Origin of the sequence: Ruminococcus intestinalis (genome assembly GCF_014288065.1) — a bacterium.
GTDB classification, from domain to species: Bacteria; Bacillota; Clostridia; order Oscillospirales; family Acutalibacteraceae; genus Ruminococcoides; species Ruminococcoides intestinale_A.
In genome coordinates this window covers 54,512-72,398 of the sequence record NZ_JACOPS010000004.1, presented here as the reverse complement: position 1 = coordinate 72,398, position 17,887 = coordinate 54,512, and the positions used below count along the sequence as shown (strand labels likewise).

At 42.2% G+C, this 17,887-nt stretch carries 18 protein-coding genes; 17 read left to right on the top strand and 1 reads right to left on the bottom strand.

The features are described from left to right. Window positions 1–9: 9 nt before the first annotated feature. From H8R91_RS08640 to H8R91_RS08560, 17 genes are all read left to right on the top strand, one after another. Window positions 10–2,463 (top strand): ATP-dependent Clp protease ATP-binding subunit, encoded by a 2,454-nt coding sequence (locus tag H8R91_RS08640; protein ID WP_186935691.1) that lies wholly within the window; start codon window positions 10–12, stop codon window positions 2,461–2,463. A 142-nt stretch (window positions 2,464–2,605) separates the two neighbouring features. Continuing rightward, a complete protein-coding gene (locus H8R91_RS08635) occupies window positions 2,606–2,803 on the top strand; it encodes a DUF1858 domain-containing protein (RefSeq protein WP_186935690.1) in 198 nt (65 codons plus the stop codon). Between the two features lie 41 nt (window positions 2,804–2,844). After that, window positions 2,845–3,501: a class I SAM-dependent methyltransferase gene (locus H8R91_RS08630; RefSeq protein ID WP_186935689.1), complete on the top strand. Its 657-nt coding sequence runs from the start codon at window positions 2,845–2,847 to the stop codon at window positions 3,499–3,501. Next, complete coding sequence (locus tag H8R91_RS08625; protein ID WP_186935688.1) at window positions 3,501–4,253, top strand: Nif3-like dinuclear metal center hexameric protein; 753 nt, start codon at window positions 3,501–3,503, stop codon at window positions 4,251–4,253. Before H8R91_RS08630 ends, H8R91_RS08625 begins: the two co-directional genes overlap by 1 nt. Window positions 4,254–4,360: 107 nt before the next feature. Further along, window positions 4,361–5,032: a tRNA (guanosine(46)-N7)-methyltransferase TrmB gene (gene trmB, locus H8R91_RS08620; RefSeq protein ID WP_186935687.1), complete on the top strand. Its 672-nt coding sequence runs from the start codon at window positions 4,361–4,363 to the stop codon at window positions 5,030–5,032. 29 nt (window positions 5,033–5,061) lie between these two features. Then, the gene (locus H8R91_RS08615) at window positions 5,062–6,405 is read left to right on the top strand and encodes a hypothetical protein (RefSeq protein WP_186935686.1); all 1,344 of its coding nucleotides are present in this window, start codon (window positions 5,062–5,064) and stop codon (window positions 6,403–6,405) included. Window positions 6,406–6,439: 34 nt separating this feature from the next. Next, a complete protein-coding gene (locus H8R91_RS08610) occupies window positions 6,440–7,141 on the top strand; it encodes a response regulator transcription factor (protein ID WP_022235019.1) in 702 nt (233 codons plus the stop codon). A gap of 36 nt (window positions 7,142–7,177) precedes the next feature. After that, on the top strand, window positions 7,178–8,650 hold the full coding sequence (locus H8R91_RS08605; protein WP_186935685.1) for a HAMP domain-containing sensor histidine kinase: 1,473 nt from the start codon (window positions 7,178–7,180) through the stop codon (window positions 8,648–8,650). A 16-nt stretch (window positions 8,651–8,666) separates the two neighbouring features. After that, window positions 8,667–9,656 carry a DUF1385 domain-containing protein gene (locus tag H8R91_RS08600; RefSeq protein ID WP_186935684.1) on the top strand — a complete coding sequence of 330 codons (990 nt, stop codon included), beginning with the start codon at window positions 8,667–8,669 and terminating at the stop codon, window positions 9,654–9,656. A 15-nt stretch (window positions 9,657–9,671) separates the two neighbouring features. Continuing rightward, entirely contained in the window at window positions 9,672–10,523 is an 852-nt protein-coding gene (gene prmC / locus H8R91_RS08595) for a peptide chain release factor N(5)-glutamine methyltransferase (RefSeq protein WP_022235022.1), read from the top strand. A 121-nt stretch (window positions 10,524–10,644) separates the two neighbouring features. Next, window positions 10,645–11,763, top strand: a complete 1,119-nt coding sequence (recA, locus tag H8R91_RS08590) for a recombinase RecA (RefSeq protein WP_178586275.1) — start codon at window positions 10,645–10,647, stop codon at window positions 11,761–11,763. Further along, window positions 11,763–12,380 carry a regulatory protein RecX gene (locus H8R91_RS08585; RefSeq protein ID WP_186935683.1) on the top strand — a complete coding sequence of 206 codons (618 nt, stop codon included), beginning with the start codon at window positions 11,763–11,765 and terminating at the stop codon, window positions 12,378–12,380. Before recA ends, H8R91_RS08585 begins: the two co-directional genes overlap by 1 nt. Then, a complete protein-coding gene (rimO, locus tag H8R91_RS08580) occupies window positions 12,370–13,716 on the top strand; it encodes a 30S ribosomal protein S12 methylthiotransferase RimO (RefSeq protein WP_186935682.1) in 1,347 nt (448 codons plus the stop codon). Before H8R91_RS08585 ends, rimO begins: the two co-directional genes overlap by 11 nt. 67 nt (window positions 13,717–13,783) lie before the next feature. Continuing rightward, window positions 13,784–14,374 (top strand): CDP-diacylglycerol--glycerol-3-phosphate 3-phosphatidyltransferase, encoded by a 591-nt coding sequence (gene pgsA, locus H8R91_RS08575; protein ID WP_176768413.1) that lies wholly within the window; start codon window positions 13,784–13,786, stop codon window positions 14,372–14,374. A 30-nt stretch (window positions 14,375–14,404) separates the two neighbouring features. Beyond that, window positions 14,405–15,055 (top strand): serine O-acetyltransferase EpsC, encoded by a 651-nt coding sequence (gene epsC, locus H8R91_RS08570; protein WP_022235027.1) that lies wholly within the window; start codon window positions 14,405–14,407, stop codon window positions 15,053–15,055. A 12-nt stretch (window positions 15,056–15,067) separates the two neighbouring features. Then, window positions 15,068–16,465, top strand: a complete 1,398-nt coding sequence (gene cysS, locus H8R91_RS08565) for a cysteine--tRNA ligase (protein WP_186935681.1) — start codon at window positions 15,068–15,070, stop codon at window positions 16,463–16,465. 78 nt (window positions 16,466–16,543) lie between these two features. Then, on the top strand, window positions 16,544–17,323 hold the full coding sequence (locus H8R91_RS08560; protein WP_186935680.1) for a polysaccharide deacetylase family protein: 780 nt from the start codon (window positions 16,544–16,546) through the stop codon (window positions 17,321–17,323). 220 nt (window positions 17,324–17,543) lie between these two features. Here the strand turns inward: H8R91_RS08560 and H8R91_RS08555 are convergent, their stop codons facing one another. Continuing rightward, the gene (locus H8R91_RS08555) at window positions 17,544–17,819 is read right to left on the bottom strand and encodes a hypothetical protein (protein WP_186935679.1); all 276 of its coding nucleotides are present in this window, start codon (window positions 17,817–17,819) and stop codon (window positions 17,544–17,546) included. Between the last annotated feature and the right edge of the window lie 68 nt (window positions 17,820–17,887).

Here is a 17,887-nt window from a genome sequence, read left to right as displayed (position 1 = left end):
CTGACGATTATGTATGAATTCAGAGGATTTACTCAAAAGGCAAACAAGGCATTAAACCTTTCTATTGAGTCAGCTCAAAATTTCGGTCACGACTATATTGGCACCGAGCATATTCTGCTTGGTCTTATAAAAGAGGGTAGCGGTGTTGCCGCCGCAGCTCTTGAAGAATGCGGCGTAACGGCGGAGGCACTCGAAAAAGAGATTGCCAATGTTGACGGCAGAGGTATTCAGACTTCCCTCTCACCCGACAGCTTTACTCCCCGTACAAAGCGTGTTCTCAGAACCGCAATGATGATTTCTGCAAGGACAGGCAGCAGCTATGTAGGCACAGAGCATATTTTGCTTGCAATAGTTTCCGAAAGTGACAGCTACGCTACAAGTATTTTAAGAAAACTCGGCGTAAGTTCTAATGCTGTTGCAAATGCGGTTGCAGGCGGCTTACAGAAAGGCTCATCCGAAAATCAGTTTTCGGGTATGGAAAACGGCTACCCACAAGGCAAAGAAGAGGGCGGCTCCGCACTGGAGAAATTCGGCAGAGATTTGACAAAGGCTGCCAAGAACGGTGAAATTGACCCTGTTATCGGCAGAGAAAAAGAAATAAAGAGAGTTATTCAGATTCTCTCAAGGCGTACCAAAAACAACCCTGTGCTTATCGGTGAGCCGGGTGTAGGTAAAACAGCAGTAGCCGAGGGACTTGCCCTTGAAATTGCAAACGGCAATGTACCTGAAATTCTGCGTGACAAAAAGGTTGTAAGTCTTGACCTTACAGGTATGATTGCAGGTGCTAAGTACCGTGGCGACTTTGAGGAAAGAATCAAGTCCGCAATTGATGAAGTTAAAAAGTCAAAGGACACTATCCTCTTTATTGATGAACTCCACACCATTGTAGGTGCAGGTTCTGCCGAGGGCAGTGCCGATGCGGCAAACATCTTAAAGCCGTCGCTTGCAAGAGGTGACTTCCAGGTTATCGGTGCAACAACCATTAACGAATACAGAAAATACATTGAAAAAGATGCGGCTCTTGAGCGTAGATTCCAGCCTGTAAAGGTTGGCGAGCCTACAAAAGAGCAGGCTGTTGAAATTCTTAAAGGCTTGCGTGACAGCTACGAGGCGCACCATAAGGTAAGAATTACAAACGAGGCAATTGAGGCGGCAGTAAATCTTTCTTCCCGTTACATTGCCGACAGATACCTCCCGGATAAGGCTATTGACCTTATTGATGAGGGTGCGTCTAAGGTAAAACTTAAGGGTCTTACCTCTCCTCCGGACATCAAGTCGCTTGAAGAGTTAATTGACAAACTTGAGCAGGAAAAAGCAAGTGCCATTAACGAGCAGGACTTTGAGCGTGCCGCAAAATTAAGAGATGAACAGAAAAATGTTCAGTCACAGCTTGACACAGCCAAAAAGGAATGGTACGAAAACAGAGAGAACCGCAACGGCGAAGTTACTCCGGAAGTTATCGCCGAGATTGTATCGGAATGGACAGGAATCCCTGTTGTTCAGCTTACAAAAGAGGAAAGCGAACGACTTCTCAACCTTGAAAAAGAACTTCACGAAAGAGTTGTCGGTCAAAACGAGGCAGTAAGCTCCGTTGCCAAGGCAATCCGCCGTGGCAGAGTAGGTCTTAAAGACCCTAAGCGTCCTATCGGTTCATTTATCTTCCTCGGTCCGACAGGCGTAGGTAAAACAGAACTTTGCAAGGCACTTGCCGCCGCTATGTTCGGTGATGAAAACGCTATGCTCCGTATTGATATGAGTGAATATATGGAGAAGCATACGGTATCCCGTCTTGTAGGTTCACCTCCAGGATATGTCGGTTTTGACGAGGGCGGTCAGCTTACGGAAAAGGTAAGAAGAAAACCATACTCGGTAATCCTCTTTGATGAAATCGAAAAGGCACACCCGGATGTATTTAACATTCTTCTCCAAATCCTTGATGACGGCAGACTGACCGACTCACAGGGCAGAACGGTTGACTTCAAAAACACTGTTATCATTATGACATCTAACATAGGTGCAAAACTTCTTACGGAAAAGCACAGTTCACTCGGATTTACCGATGAAAACAGTGAAAACAAGGAAACCGAAAACACCAAGGAGCTTGTGCTCGGCGAACTTAAAAAGGCTTTCCGTCCCGAATTTATTAACCGTATTGACGACATCATCGTATTTGACAGACTCAGCAAGGACGAGATTAAAGAAATTGCAGTCAAGATGCTTGCAGGTCTTAAAAAGCGTTTGTCCGATATGGAAATTGAAATTGAATTTACAGACGAGGCTATTTCAGCTATTGCCGACAAGGGCTTTGACGAAGTCTACGGTGCAAGACCTCTTCGCCGTGCCATAACATCAGACATTGAAGATCCGCTTTCGGAGAAAATGCTTGACGGCACAATTAAAGCAAAAAGCAAGGTTAAATGCGACTTTGCAGACGGAAAGTTTACCTTTGCCGAAGTAAAGTAAAAAATCCTAAAATTTAATATATATTTTTTGACTTTCGGTTAAAAAATATGTTATAATGATTTATCCGCTAAAATACCGTTTTTGGCGGATAAATCTGCTTTTAGATTTAATTTTGGCTTTGCCGACAAGGAGGTTTTTAATTATGGAAATCACAAAGAATTCTATCATCGGTGATGTTCTCGACAAATATCCCGAAACTGCCGAGGCTTTCTTCAGCATTGGTATGCACTGCCTTGGTTGCCCTGCATCAAGAGGCGAAACAATTGAAGAGGCATGTATGGTTCACGGTGCAAATGCCGACGAGCTTATTGATGTTCTCAACCGGATTGCAAACAAATAATTTGTCCGTTTTTCACATTCGGGCTGAAAGGATTGATCAATTTGCAAAATAAAATATCTCTTGACCAAAGGCTTAGAATGTGTGCGGATTTTGTAAGGCAAAACGCAAGGCTTGCCGATATTGGCACAGACCACGCCTATCTTCCGCTGTGGCTGTGCCTTAACGGCACCTGCCCGTCTGCCATTGCCGCCGACATTAACCCCGACCCGCTTTCAAGAGGCCGGGCTGCAATAAAAAGTTTTAACGCCGAACATTTGATTTCTGCAAGACTTTCAAACGGACTTGAAAACATAGCCGAAAACGAGGCTGACGATTTTGTAATCGCAGGTATGGGCGGGGAACTTATCGCAGCCATTCTTGACAGCTGTACATATGCAAAAAACAGTGAAAAGCACTTTATTCTACAGCCTATGACCAAAAGTGAAGTTTTGATTAAATACCTTTTTGACAACGGTTTTGAAATTTTAAAACAGGACTGCTGTACCGCCGCAGGCAAATGCTACACAGTACTTCTTGTATGCTACAGCGGCAAAAAACACGAATACACGCAAACCGAGCTGTACTGCGCAAAATTACAGCCGTCTACAAATTCCGTACATAGGCTTTTTATTGAAAAGCACATTGCTAAACTTGAAAAACAAGCTAAGGGCGATGCCCGTTATGCCGAAATTGCAAAAAAGCTGAGGGAGATGCTCTGATGACTACAATTAAAGATATACTTGAATATTTTGAGGAATTTGCACCCGTTGATACCGCTATGGATTTTGACAACTGCGGTCTGCTTATAGGCAGTAAAAACAAACCTGTAAGCCGTGTGCTTGTTGCTCTTGACATAACAAACGAGGTCGTTGACGAAGCAGATAGGCTCGGCGCAGAGCTTATCATAAGTCATCACCCCGTTATTTTTAATGCAATAAAAAAACTTGATTCCTCCTCTGTTCCCTACCGTCTTGCGGAAAAAAACATTTCTGCCGTTTGTATGCACACAAACCTTGATTTATCCGAAAGTTTCGGTGTAAACCTTTGCCTTGCAAACGCAGTGGGACTTAAAAACACAAGACTTTGCAAAAGCGGCGAATGTCTTTTTATAGGCGAACTCGACACGGATATTGAAAGTTTTGCAAAAACCGTAAAAACAAATCTCAATTGCAGCGGACTGAGATACACTAATGTAAAAAACGAGATTCACAAAGTCGCAGTATCATCGGGAGCAGGCGGTTCCAATGTGGAAAGTGCATTTTATGAGGGAGGCGATGTTCTGCTTACAGGTGAAATAAAACACCACGAAATTCTGCTTGCAAACGAACTCGGAATTTCAATTGTTGACGCAGGACATTTTAAAACCGAAGATATTGTAATATCTCCGCTTTGCCGTAAACTTTCTGAAAGATTCGGTAACACCGGCTTTACAAAATCGGAAGTATGTAACGATAAGATTAAATACATTTAAGCAATGTATTATTTATTAAATATTCGTTGCAATATCTGTAATAATTTGATATAATAGTATGATGAATATTTATGAGGAGATGCACATTAAGTGCATAATTTTACATTATGAGAATCAGAAAGAAAAAATGGGCAGAGCCTGAACTTGCGGTTTGCGATTTTTTTGTAAAAAATCCTGAAGAACACGCAGGCAAATGGAACGAAACTTTTAACAACGGACTTCCTCTTTACCTTGAAATAGGCTGCGGCAAAGGCGGATTTGCAGGACAGTTTGCCGTTAAAAATCCGGATAAAAATATTATTGCGGTTGACATTAAAATTGATATGCTCGGCGTCGGCAGACGAAACATTGTTGAAATTTTCAAGAACGAGGGCAAAACAGACGCCGATATTACAAATCTTTTGCTTGTAAACTACAATGTAGAGCAAATTGATAAAATAATTACAAAGGACGATAAAATCAAGGGTATGTTTATTAATTTCTGCAACCCGTGGCCTCGTCCGAAGCATAACAAGAGAAGACTTACATTTCCCAAGAAACTTGAAATGTACAAAAATTTTCTTGACGAAAATGCCGAAATTCGATTTAAGACCGACGACGACGCACTTTTTGCGGACAGCCTTGAATATTTTGAGCAGAGCGGTTACGAAATCATCTACAAAACATACGACCTGCACAACAGCGATGTTACAGACAATATTGAAACCGAGCACGAAAAAATGTTTTCTGCCGAGGGTATAAAAATAAAGTATTTAAGAGCTGTTGTAAAGCACGATTAATTTTAACTTTTTATAAAGGAGGGACGGATATGAAAGTCAAAGCGGTTATTTCCGCCGCACTGTTGTGTGCGTTTGCAATTTCCGCAAGCGGCTGTGACGGCGCAGATATAGGAACAGACAACCTTATCCGCCCTCCGAAAACTGTCGGTGACGAGGCGGAAATCGAACAGCTTATTGCCGACACCGCAGGCAGCGGATACACCTTAAAATATCCTAAGTCGGGCAACTACCGCAGTGCCATAGTTATGAAAGACCTTGACAATGACGGTACCGACGAAGCAATTGCTTTTTACCGCACGCCTAACGAAACCAAAGCGGAAGTGCATATGCTTGTAATGTACTGCGCAAATGACGAATGGAAGCTCTCCGAAAACTGCGCCTTAGACGCAACCGATGTTGACTGCGTTGACTTTGCCGATGTAACGGGCAGCGGTACACTTGAGATTCTTTCGGGCTACACTACATATAACTCAAGCATTAATAATCTTGCCTGCCACTCATACTCAAACGGCAAGACAAACAGGCTTACGGTTGAAAGCAGTTATTCAAGTTTTTACTGCTCCGATTTTGACAGTGACGGTGTAAACGAAGTAATGCTACTGTCACTATATACCACAGAAAACGACGCAACGGCAAATATGCTTGTTTACAGCGAGGAACGCAACTGTCTTTACTCAAAGGCAAGCGTAAAAATGGACCCGAATATTACAAGATTTAAAAATATTACGGTAACAGCTGCCGAAAATGGACAAAATGTGCTTATAGTTGACGGTTGTTTTGCCAATGACGATACCGTCACACAGATTATTTATTTTAATACCGAACTTTCGGTTTTGAGAAATCCGCTTTATAAAGAAAAAGATAAAAATATTACTCAACGCTCTGCCGATATAATCTGTACGGATATAAACAACGATTCCGTTACGGAAATTCCTGTCGTTGACAAATTACCTTCAACAAGAGATGAAGATAAATCGGCTGTTGCGGATAAAATAAGCTGGAACAGTTTTTATCAGCAGAGTGAAATTTTAAATCACTTATCCGACCAAATTCCCGATTACCAGAACGGCTACAGCTTTACCGTTCCCGAAAGCTGGGCAGACGGTACATATACCGTCAGACTTGACAGTGAAAAACGGGCTATGAGCTTTTTTGAATGGGATTTTGACAACTTAGGACAAAAAGTATTTGAAATCAGAGCTTTTAAACTTGAGCAATGGGATGTCGGCGAGGACAGTGACGCTTATACATTAATATATAAGAACGAAAGCACGGCATACGCTTTTGCGGATGTAAACGAAGAAACATCACTTTCAATCAGCGAAGACGATATAAAAACAGCTTTTTCACTGATGACAGTTAATAATATATAATTTTTTTGGATAAAACACATTACGGAGGTTTATTATGAAAAAAATTCTTGTTTGTGAGGACGAGGCTGCAATTCGTGACTTTGTCGTTATCAACCTTACAAGAGCAGGCTATGATGTAGTCGAGGCTGACTGCGGCGAGGCTGCACTTCAAAAATACGAAGAACACAACGGCGACTTTGATGTTGCCATTCTTGATGTTATGATGCCGGGTATTGACGGTTTTCAGGTTTGTAAGGAGCTTAGAAGCCGCAACGGCGGTATCGGCATTATTATGCTTTCCGCAAAAACACAGGAGATGGATAAGGTAACAGGTCTTATGCTCGGTGCGGACGATTATGTTTCAAAGCCTTTTTCACCAAGCGAATTGCTCGCAAGAGTTGACTCCCTTTACAGAAGAGTGGCGCTTGCACAGTCACACGCCGAAAACAACTTCAAAGAAGAGCTTAAAAGCGGCGAATTCACACTTAACTTAAGAAACCGTGCACTTATGAAAAACGGTAAGATGATTGAACTTACACAGGTTGAATTTCAGATTATGGAATACTTTTTCTCTAATCCGGGTACTGCCCTCGACAGAATGGACATTTTAAACCATGTTTGGGGTGACGCTTATGTCGGCGAGGACAAAATCGTTGATGTAAACATCAGAAGACTTAGAATGAAAGTTGAAGACGAGCCGTCTAATCCTAAGTACATTATCACCGTATGGGGACTTGGCTACAAGTGGAACGCCTGAACTTAAGGAAACACCTTTAAGGAGGGCGACAGCGTAATGTTTAAGGGTATTACAAAACGCTGGATGTTAAATACATTGAGCGTTATATTTACAATAATAGTTCTGATCGTTGTCAGCCTTATCTTTGTTATTACATATGTTTACCAAAGCAGTGTTGAACAAACACTTTCTTCGGCAGGCAATGAATTGTCGCTTGTATTTTCAGACTACGAGAGCGACAACACAACAAGTTTTAATTCATCTGCCCGTGAATATGTTGAAAACTTTGACCGTAAAGAGCAAATGGAAGTTATTGTAATAAATTCATCGGGCAGAGTAATAATGACTTCCACGGGTTTTACCCCGTCGGATAAAACTCAAATGCCTGATTTTCAGGACGCTCAAAACAACTCAGACGGTTACGCCATATGGAACGGCAAACTTCTCTCCGGAGAAAGAGCAATGAGCGAAACCCGCATTATCAGCAATTCAAACGGCGTTATGCTCGGTGCCGTAAGATACATCGTGTCTATGGAACCCGTGCACTCAAGAATCTTATTTATTTCTGTTCTTTGCGTTGCGGGCGGTCTTGCAATAATGGCGCTTGTATTTTTGTCGGGACTTATGTTTATCCGCTCCATTGTTAAACCGATAGGCGAACTTTCACTTATAGCCGGTCAGATTGCGCAGGGCGACTTTTCCGCCTCCGAAAAAATCGAGCATAAGTACGATGACGAAATCGGCGACCTTTGTGACGCTATATCGGATATGGCAAAGGATTTGCAAACTACCGAACAGACTAAAAACGATTTTATTTCAAGAGTATCTCACGAATTAAGAACCCCGCTCACGGCAATAAAAGGCTGGGCAGAAACCATGCAGCTCAACGAAAAAGGCAAACTCGACAGGCGCACCTTTGACAAAGGTATGGGCGTTATTATAAAAGAAAGTGCCAGACTTACAAGCATAGTTGAAGAACTCCTTGATTTCAGCCGTATTCAGAGCGGCAGAATGGTGCTTAACAAAGAGAAACTCGATATTCTTGCCGAATTTGACGAAACCGTATATATGCTAAAGGACAGAGCCGTAAACGAGGGCAAGCATTTACTCTATGATGAACCTATGGACGCAATGTATCCGCCTGTTTACGGTGACAGCAACAGACTTAAGCAGGTTTTCCTCAATGTAATTGACAACGCACTTAAATACACACCAAAGGGCGGTGTGGTTGCGGCACAGGTTATTTACAGTAAGGATGACCCCGACATTATAAAAATTATAGTTACCGACACCGGTTGTGGAATACCTGCCGAAGACTTGCCAAAAGTTAAAGAAAAGTTCTATAAGGCAAATCAGACGGTACGAGGCTCGGGAATCGGTCTTGCAGTTGCAGACGAAATTATGAATCTGCACCATGGCTCTCTTGACATCGAAAGCGGAGAGGGCGTTGGCACAACAGTTACTCTCACCTTCCCTATCTACAAAGAGGGTGACGAGGATCAGCCGCAAACAGAAAATGTAAAACTATAAACGAAAGGATTGTACGATGAGAAAAGTCAGTACAAAAAAAATCACTTCAATAGGCGGCAGTGCTCTTATTGAAGGTATTATGATGCGTGGTCCTAAGCGTACTACCGTATGCGTAAGAACAGGCGAAAACGAAATTTACAGCGAAGACATAAAAATGACCACTATTCCCGAAAAATGCAAACTTTTTAAATTGCCGCTTTTACGAGGAATAGCAGGACTTATTGATTCAATGCGACTTTCTTATAAATCGCTTATGCTTTCCGCTGACAAAGCAGTTGAAGCGGGCGAAGTGGAAGAAGAAGAACCGAGCAAGTTTGAAAAATGGCTTGACGAAAAATTCGGCGACAAACTTGTTAAAGTAATAATGGTGTTTGCTTCAATCTTGGGTGTGGCACTTGCGGTCGGTCTGTTCTTCTTTCTACCGTCTTTCCTGTTTGACCTTACGGCAAATGTCGTACCCGTCTTTCAGGGTGACGGCGAGGGCGCTATTTTCTGGAAATCAGTTTTTGAGGGTGTATTAAAGATAGCCCTCTTCCTCGGATACATTGTATTATGTTCACAAATGACAGAAATGAAGCGTGTATTTATGTACCACGGTGCAGAGCACAAAACTATTTTCTGCTACGAAAACGAAGAAGAGCTTACCGTTGAGAATGTAAGAAAACAGATTCGTTTCCACCCCAGATGCGGAACAAGTTTTATGGTGCTTATGCTTATTGTAGGCATTATAATCGGTCTTTTTATTCCCGTTGCTCCGTTCGGCATCGGATTTTTAAGACCTGTATTTAAAATTCTTCTCCTCCCCGTTTCCTGCGGTATCGGATACGAACTTATTAAAATTTGCGGCAAACACGACAATGCTTTTACAAGATTTATCGCCGCTCCGGGACTTTGGGCACAGAGAATTACAACAAAAGAGCCTGATGACAAGATGATTGAAGTTGCCATTGAGGCTATGAAAGCTGTTATCCCCGATGACGGCACAGATATTATTAACAACAAATAATTGCGAGGCTTTATTATGACTGTCGGCGAGGCTTACAGAAAAACTAAAGACATTTTAACAGAGGCAGGGTTTGAAGCTCCTGCCTTTGAGGCTTTGTGCCTTACGGAAAAAGTTTTCGGGTTTAACCGTCTTGCGCTCATTACAAAGGGCGAAGAAACTGTTGCAAGCGAAGAAAAACTTGCGGTTCTTGCCGAGCTGACAGAAAAACGCCTTAATCACGAACCGCTGCAGTATCTTCTCGGAAAGTGGAGTTTTATGGGAATTGACTTGCTTGTGGGCGAGGGTGTTCTTGTTCCGAGAGATGACACAGAGGTAGTTACTTCGCTTTGCATAGATTACTTATCATGCAAAGAAAGTCCGAATGTAATTGACCTTTGTGCAGGCAGCGGCGCTATTTCCCTTGCGCTTGAAAAATATGCAAACTGCAAAGTAACAGCGGTAGAACTAAGTGACAAGGCTTTTTCGTATCTTACACAAAACATTAAATTAAACAATTCTGCGGTAAACGCCCTGAACGGCGACATTTTTGAATGTCACAAAGACATTGCCGATAACAGTCTTGATCTCATAGTATCAAATCCCCCGTATATCAAAACTGCCGATATTGCATCATTACAGAAAGAAGTTCAACACGAACCTGCAATGGCACTTGACGGCGGCGAAAGCGGTCTGGACTTTTACCGAAGAATTGTTCCTTTATGGAAATCAAAACTTAAAGCAGGCGGTGCGCTTGCTTTTGAGCTTGGAGAAGGTCAATATGACGAGGTAAGCCGTATTTTGGCAGACAACGGCTTTGGCGGAATCACCGAAAGTATAGACTTTGGCGGTATTCAAAGGGCTATAATTGGGACTTTGCTCCAAAAATAGAAAATTAGTTCGATTTTTTAGCCCTATACTTATTGCATTTTTTATGACGATATCTTATAATATACAAGTAATCAAACGGATTAACTAAAATTTAACCTGCATATACGGGAGGTACTTAATAATGGCTTTAGATAAGGAAAAAGCGCTGCAAACTGCGCTTACTCAAATAGAAAAGCAATTCGGTAAAGGTGCGGTTATGCGCCTTGGCGAAAATAAACATATGAATGTTGACCACATTTCAACAGGTTCTCTCACACTTGACATCGCACTCGGTATCGGCGGTCTTCCACGAGGCAGAATCGTTGAAATTTACGGCCCGGAATCTTCGGGTAAAACCACGCTTTCACTCCACTGCATTGCAGAGGGACAGAAAAACAACGGTAATGTTGCCTTTATAGATGTTGAGCACGCACTTGACCCTACCTATGCGGCTGCACTCGGAGTAGATGTTGACTCCCTCCTCGTTTCACAGCCTGACACAGGTGAGGACGCACTTGAAATTGCCGAAGCACTTATCCGAAGCGGCGCTATTGATGTAATCGTTATCGACTCGGTTGCCGCTCTTGTGCCAAAGGCTGAAATCGAAGGTGAAATGGGCGACAGCCATGTAGGCTTACACGCAAGACTTATGTCACAGGCATTAAGAAAACTTGCGGGCGCAATCAACAAGAGCAACTGCGTTGCTATCTTTATCAACCAGCTGCGTGAAAAAGTCGGCGTTGTTTACGGCAACCCGGAAGTTACCACGGGCGGCAGAGCGCTTAAGTTCTACAGCTCGGTAAGAATAGATATTCGTAAGCAGGAAGTTCTTAAGCAAAACGGCGAAATGATAGGTGCACACACAAAAGCAAAAGTCGTTAAGAACAAACTTGCACCGCCGTTCAGAGAGGCAGAGTTTGACATTATGTACGGCAAGGGTATTTCAAGAACAGGCGAATTGCTTGACCTCGCAGTAAAGGCAGATGTTGTTCAGAAAGCAGGCGCATGGTTCAGCTATGACGGCAAGCGCCTCGGACAAGGCAGAGATAATGTAAAGGAACTTCTTGAAAACGACAAAGAACTTTCAAAAGAAATCGAAGATAAGCTTATGGCAAATATAGACAAGGTTGTTGCGGCAAGCTCTCCTGCCAAAAAGGGCGCAAAGGCAAAGATAACCGAAGTTGCCAATGCTAAAAAGCCCGCCGACGCTCCTGCAGAAAATGCAAACAGCGCAAACATTGATGTGCTTGTTGACGAATAATGAAAATTACAGAAATCAAACCACGCAGAAAAAGGCTTAGCGCTGTTTATATTAACGGCGAATTTGCCGTTTCTCTCGACACACAAACGCTGATTGAAAACCGTTTTGATGTCGGCAGAGAGATAGACGACGAAGATTTGCACGAAATTATAAAACTAAGCAATGAAAGGCGTGCAAAAGAAAAAGCTCTTTGGCTGTTGTCGTACAGAGAACATTCAAAAAAAGAGCTTGAGGATAAAATCCGCCGTACGGCAGACGAAGATTCTGCACAGAAAGCTGTTGACAGAATGGAAGAGCTCGGCCTTGTGGATGACGAGCGTTTTGCAAGACACTATGCCGAAAAACTGCTCAACTCCAAGCATATGTCAAAGCGTGGCATTGCCTTTGAACTTACAAGAAAGGGCATTGATAAAGAAACCGCCGAACAGTTATGCGATGAACTTGATATTGATGTTCACGAACAAATAAGAGCGGTTATTGAGAAAAAATATAGGAATCTATCCGATGAAAAGGTAAAAAGAAGAGCTGTTGCCGCACTGCAAAGGCTCGGTTACCGCTGGGACGACATAAAAAGCGTTCTTTCGGAATATAATGAGGATGAAACAGATGAGTTCTAAAGTTGGTATTGTATCACTCGGTTGCCCTAAAAATCAGGTTGACGCTGAAATGCTGCTTTTTACATTAAAAAGCAAGGGCTTTGAATTAGTAAACGACCCCGCAGACGCAGATGCGGTTATTGTAAACACCTGTGGATTTATTGAATCGGCAAAACAGGAAAGCATTAACGAAATTATAGAGCTTGGCAAGCTAAAGCAAGAGGGCAAAATCAAAGCCATTATTGTAACCGGTTGTCTTGCAGAGCGCTATAAAAACGAAATCACCCGTCAGCTTTACGAAGTTGACGCAGCACTCGGAATCGGCGCTAACTCTCAAATTGCGGATGTTGTAGCCGAGTTGCTTTCGGATAATACAGAACATAAAGAAAAAATCGAGGAATTTCCCGACAAACAGCTTTTATGTCTTGAGGGCAGAAGAATACAGTCAACTCCTCCCTACACCGCTTATCTCAAAATTGCGGAGGGCTGCGACAACCGTTGTACATACTGCGCAATTCCTATGATTAGAGGTAAATTCAGAAGCCGCCAACCCGATGCTGTTGTTGAAGAAGCAGAACAGCTTGCCAAAGACGGCGTAAAAGAGATTATTGTTATTGCTCAAGATACAACACGCTACGGTGAAGACCTTTTCGGTGAGCCTTACCTTGCAAAACTTTTAAAAAGACTCTGTAAAATTGACGGATTAAAATGGATAAGAGTGCTTTATTGCTATCCGGACAGACTTACAGATGAACTTATCGACACCTTTGCAGAGGAAGAAAAAATTGTTAATTACATAGATTTACCGCTCCAGCATTGCGACGGCAACATTTTAAAGAGAATGAACAGACACGGCAATCGTGAAAGTCTTACCGCATTACTTAACAAGTTAAGAGCAAAAGTACCCGATATGATTCTTCGTTCAACATTTATTACAGGTTTCCCCGGCGAAACCGACGAACAGTTTGAGGAACTTGCGGAGTTTGCAGCTGAAATTAAATTCCAGCGCCTGGGTTGCTTTGCCTACTCGGCAGAAGAAGGCACACCTGCGGCAAGTTTTCCCGACCAGATTGACGATGAAATCAAACAGCACAGAGCCGATATTATTATGGAACATCAGCAGAGCGTTATGGCAGAATACTGCGAAAGCCTCATCGGCAAAGAAATTGAGGTGCTTGTAGAAGGTTATGACAGAATTGCCGAGTGTTTCTACGGCAGAACTTATGCCGACGCACCTGAAATTGACGGATGTGTATTCTTTACCGCAAACGGCACCAAACCACAGCCCGGCAGTTTTGTAAAGGTTAAGATTATAGATTATACGGATTGTGACCCAATCGGCGAATTGGCAGAATAATTTTATTTACATATAACCGACATCGGCATATAATATAATGGTGTCAAAAGGAGATCAGAGGGCAATTATGAATTTACCGAACAAACTTACTTTAAGCAGAATAATACTTGTGCCGTTCTTCGTGGCATCCTTGTTAATAAATTTTCCTTTTCACACAGCAGTTGCCCTTGTAATTTTTGTTGTGGCAACTTTTACAGATATGTTTGACGGTAAAATTGCAAGAAGCAGAGGACTTGTAACCGATTTCGGCAAGTTTGCAGACCCGCTTGCAGACAAAATTCTTGTATTAAGCGCATTGCTTTGCTTTGTGCAAACAGGTTGGTGCGACTGCATCGCAGTTATTATCGTACTTTTCAGAGAATTTTCAGTAACCTCTATCCGCCTTGTTGCCGCCTCAAAAGGCAAAGTCGTTGCCGCAAATATTTTCGGCAAAATAAAAACCGTAACCCAGCTTGTAGCTATTATTGCCGTACTGTTAATGCAGTTTTTAATTGAATTATTTACCGTAACATCTGCATTTTCTGTTGATACAATTTTGTATCTCCAAGGCATATTTACAGTAGTTTCACTTTGCCTTATTTGGATTTCAACAATTATGGCTCTTGTTTCGGGCGTAATTTATATTGTTCAGAACAAGCAGTTTATAGCAGATATGTAAAAAAATCAACACCACATCGGATGTGATACTTTGTTTAAAACACTAAAGGCCGACCTTGACGCCGTTATGGAGCGTGACCCTGCCGCAAGAAACCGAGCCGAAGTATTCTTTTTATACTCGGGTTTTAAGGCTGTGCGCTCTCACCGTAAGGCTAATTGGTTTTTAAGGCACAATATGAAGTTTATTGCCCGCTGGATTTCACAGCGCAGCAGGCATAAAACAGGAATAGAAATACACCCGGGAGCTACCATAGGCAAGGGATTATTTATTGACCATGGTATGGGCGTAGTTATCGGTGAAACAACTATCATCGGCGACAACTGCACAATTTATCAGAATGTAACCCTCGGCGGTACAGGTAAAGATACGGGAAAACGACACCCTACACTCGGCAACAATGTGCTTGTAGGTTCGGGTGCAAAGGTGCTCGGCCCGTTTAAAGTCGGAGATAACGCACGAATTGCCGCAGGTGCGGTAGTATTGAGCGAAATTCCGCCGAATGCCACAGCGGTAGGTGTACCCGCCCGTGTGGTGAAAATCAACGGAATACGCAGCGAAACTCTCGACCAGATTCATGTTTCAGACCCTGTCGCACTTGCACTTTGCAGTCTGGAACAAAAAATTACAGATCTACAAAAAGAAATTGACGCTCTAAAGGCAGAAAAGGAAAGCAAAAAGTAAAGGAGCAGTAAAATGATTTTATACAATTCATTGGGACAGACAAAACAGGAATTTATACCTCATACAGCAGGCAAGGTTAATATGTACACCTGCGGTCCTACTGTTTACCACTACGCACACATTGGCAATCTGAGAACTTATATTATGGAAGATGTACTCGAAAAGTACCTTCGTTTTGCAGGTTACGATGTTAAGCGTGTTATGAATATCACAGATGTCGGCCACCTTTCAAGCGATGCGGATACAGGCGAGGACAAAATGCTCAAAGGTGCAAAGCGTGAGCACAAGACTGTTATGGAAATTGCAAAGTTTTACACTGACGCATTTTTTGAGGACTGCAAAAAGCTCAACATCAAAAGACCTGATGTTGTAGAGCCTGCAACAAACTGCATTGACGAGTTTATTCATATGGTTTCTGTTCTGCTTGAAAAAGGCTATGCCTATATTGCAGGCGGCAATGTATATTTTGATACTTCAAAACTTGAAAATTACTATGTTTTCGGAAATATGAACGAAGATGACCTTGCTGTCGGCGTTCGTGACAGCGTTGAAGAAGACAACAATAAGCGTAATAAAGCGGACTTTGTTCTCTGGTTTACCAAGTCAAAATTTGACTCACAGGAGCTTAAGTGGGAAAGCCCATGGGGCGTCGGTTATCCGGGCTGGCATATTGAATGTTCAGCTATCAGCTGTAAGCACAACGGCGAGTATCTCGACATTCACTGCGGCGGTATTGACAACGCATTTCCTCATCATACCAATGAAATTGCACAGAGCGAGGCTTACCTCGGTCATAAGTGGTGCAAGTATTGGTTCCATGTACTCCACCTCAATGATGCAAGAGGTAAAATGAGTAAATCAAAGGGTGATTTTCTTACCGTATCTTTACTTGAAAGCAAAGGTTATAACCCTCTTGTTTACCGTTTATTCTGCCTACAGAGCCATTATCGCAAGCCGCTTACTTTCTCTTATGACAGTCTTGACAATGCGGCTATCGCTTATGACAAACTCATTAAGAAGATTTCTACACTTTCTCCTGACGGAGAGCCTGATATGGAAGCTGCCAAGCCTTATCTTAATGAATTTAATGACGCTCTCGGCAACGACCTTAACACTTCACTCGGTCTTACTGCCGTTTACAGCGTATTAAAAGGCAACATCAGCGACGCAACTAAACTTTATCTCATAGGTGAATTTGACAAGGTTCTCTCTCTTGACCTTACAAAAGCACAGGAGAATAAGTCTGAAAACCCTGTAAACGAAGAAGTTGAATCACTTATTGCACAGCGTACAGAGGCTCGTAAAAACAAAGACTGGGCGACTGCCGACGCTATTCGTGACAAACTTAAAGAAATGAAAGTTGTTGTGGAAGATACAAAAGACGGCATTAAATGGCATTTTGAAAACTGATTTTTAAACCAAATAGAATAAAATAAAAATCCCCTTCATATACTTTGACATAAGCAAAGTCAATACGGAGGGGATTTTATGCGTCTTTATATAATAACAAAACGAACCTTATTTTCAATTGGATTTTGTCTGCTGATTGGTGTAATTGCGGGCGGAATTGCTTTGACTTCTACCGTACAGGCAATTCAGACCGCAAGCGCACAGCGAGAAATCCCCATTTACTGCGTTGATACAGACAAAAAGCAGGTAGCGCTGTCTTTTGACGCCGCATGGGGCAACGAACAAACCGAACATTTACTTGATATTCTTGATAAATACAATGTAAAAACAACATTTTTCCTTGTCGGCGATTGGGTAGAAAAATATCCCGAGTCTGTAAAAGAGATTTCAAAGCGTGGTCACGATGTAGGCAATCACAGCAATACGCATCCGCATATGACGCAGATGTCGGTTGACGATATGAACACGCAGATTCAGACTTGCAACGAAAAAATCAAAACATTGACAGGCAAATGCCCTACCCTGTTCCGTGCGCCTTACGGTGACTACAACAACGATGTGGTAAAAACGGTAAAAGCTAATAATATGTACTGCGTGCAGTGGGATGTTGACAGTCTTGATTGGAAAGACCCTACTCCAAATCAAATTACCCTGAACATAACAAATAAACTTAAAGACGGCAGTATTATACTTATGCATAACGGCGCAACAAATACACCCGAAGCTCTGCCCATGGTAATTGAGGCTATAAAAGCACAGGGATACGAAATAGTGCCGATAAGCCAAATTTTGTTAAAAGGCAATTACACAACCGATGTACAAGGTAAAATGCTCCCTGCTCAAAATGCCACATCATAATGTTTTAGCGAAGTAACAATCAGGCCATCACTAAGCTATATGCCAAAATTATAAAAGTTTGGTCTAAATTTTTAATTATTCCTCTTAAATTCTTCTCTGATTAACAGCAAAAAGCCTCCGCAATCAAGCGGAGGCTGATTTTATGGGAATTATTCTGCAACCTGATTAATAATAGCAAACTGATAAGCTGTAATCAGGTTAGCTCTCTGTCGCCAAAGAGTCAAAAGCTATTTGTATCATAGAGCAATGTAAGCTGATCAAGATATCCGTTAATCCGGTTGAGCTTATTCTTTGTTGCGGTTGAAAGCTTTGCGTTTGCAAACTCACCGTTAAGTATAGCGTCTTTCAAAGCCTTTCTCTGCTCGCTTGTAACAGTCACCTTTGGAATATCCTGCGACTTTGCAAGTGAATATGTGCTTGTGCTGTTAGAAGTTATTGATACAGCCGCAGTGGCATTGTTAATAAGTTTACCATTATATATTATTTTTACTGTCAATAAATATTAAAACAAAAATTCCCTTACAAACCGATATAAATTTAACCTAACCGGTCTGTAAGGAAGTT

Bases quoted from the DNA above. Each gene is read 5' to 3' on its own strand.
- H8R91_RS08640 (WP_186935691.1), top strand. From the start codon at position 10: ATGTATGAATTCAGAGGATTTACTCAAAAGGCAAACAAGGCATTAAAC.
- H8R91_RS08635 (WP_186935690.1), top strand. From the start codon at position 2,606: ATGGAAATCACAAAGAATTCTATCATCGGTGATGTTCTCGACAAATAT.
- H8R91_RS08625 (WP_186935688.1), top strand. From the start codon at position 3,501: ATGACTACAATTAAAGATATACTTGAATATTTTGAGGAATTTGCACCC.
- trmB (WP_186935687.1), top strand. From the start codon at position 4,361: ATGAGAATCAGAAAGAAAAAATGGGCAGAGCCTGAACTTGCGGTTTGC.
- H8R91_RS08615 (WP_186935686.1), top strand. From the start codon at position 5,062: ATGAAAGTCAAAGCGGTTATTTCCGCCGCACTGTTGTGTGCGTTTGCA.
- H8R91_RS08610 (WP_022235019.1), top strand. From the start codon at position 6,440: ATGAAAAAAATTCTTGTTTGTGAGGACGAGGCTGCAATTCGTGACTTT.
- H8R91_RS08605 (WP_186935685.1), top strand. From the start codon at position 7,178: ATGTTTAAGGGTATTACAAAACGCTGGATGTTAAATACATTGAGCGTT.
- H8R91_RS08600 (WP_186935684.1), top strand. From the start codon at position 8,667: ATGAGAAAAGTCAGTACAAAAAAAATCACTTCAATAGGCGGCAGTGCT.
- prmC (WP_022235022.1), top strand. From the start codon at position 9,672: ATGACTGTCGGCGAGGCTTACAGAAAAACTAAAGACATTTTAACAGAG.
- recA (WP_178586275.1), top strand. From the start codon at position 10,645: ATGGCTTTAGATAAGGAAAAAGCGCTGCAAACTGCGCTTACTCAAATA.
- H8R91_RS08585 (WP_186935683.1), top strand. From the start codon at position 11,763: ATGAAAATTACAGAAATCAAACCACGCAGAAAAAGGCTTAGCGCTGTT.
- rimO (WP_186935682.1), top strand. From the start codon at position 12,370: ATGAGTTCTAAAGTTGGTATTGTATCACTCGGTTGCCCTAAAAATCAG.
- pgsA (WP_176768413.1), top strand. From the start codon at position 13,784: ATGAATTTACCGAACAAACTTACTTTAAGCAGAATAATACTTGTGCCG.
- cysS (WP_186935681.1), top strand. From the start codon at position 15,068: ATGATTTTATACAATTCATTGGGACAGACAAAACAGGAATTTATACCT.
- H8R91_RS08560 (WP_186935680.1), top strand. From the start codon at position 16,544: ATGCGTCTTTATATAATAACAAAACGAACCTTATTTTCAATTGGATTT.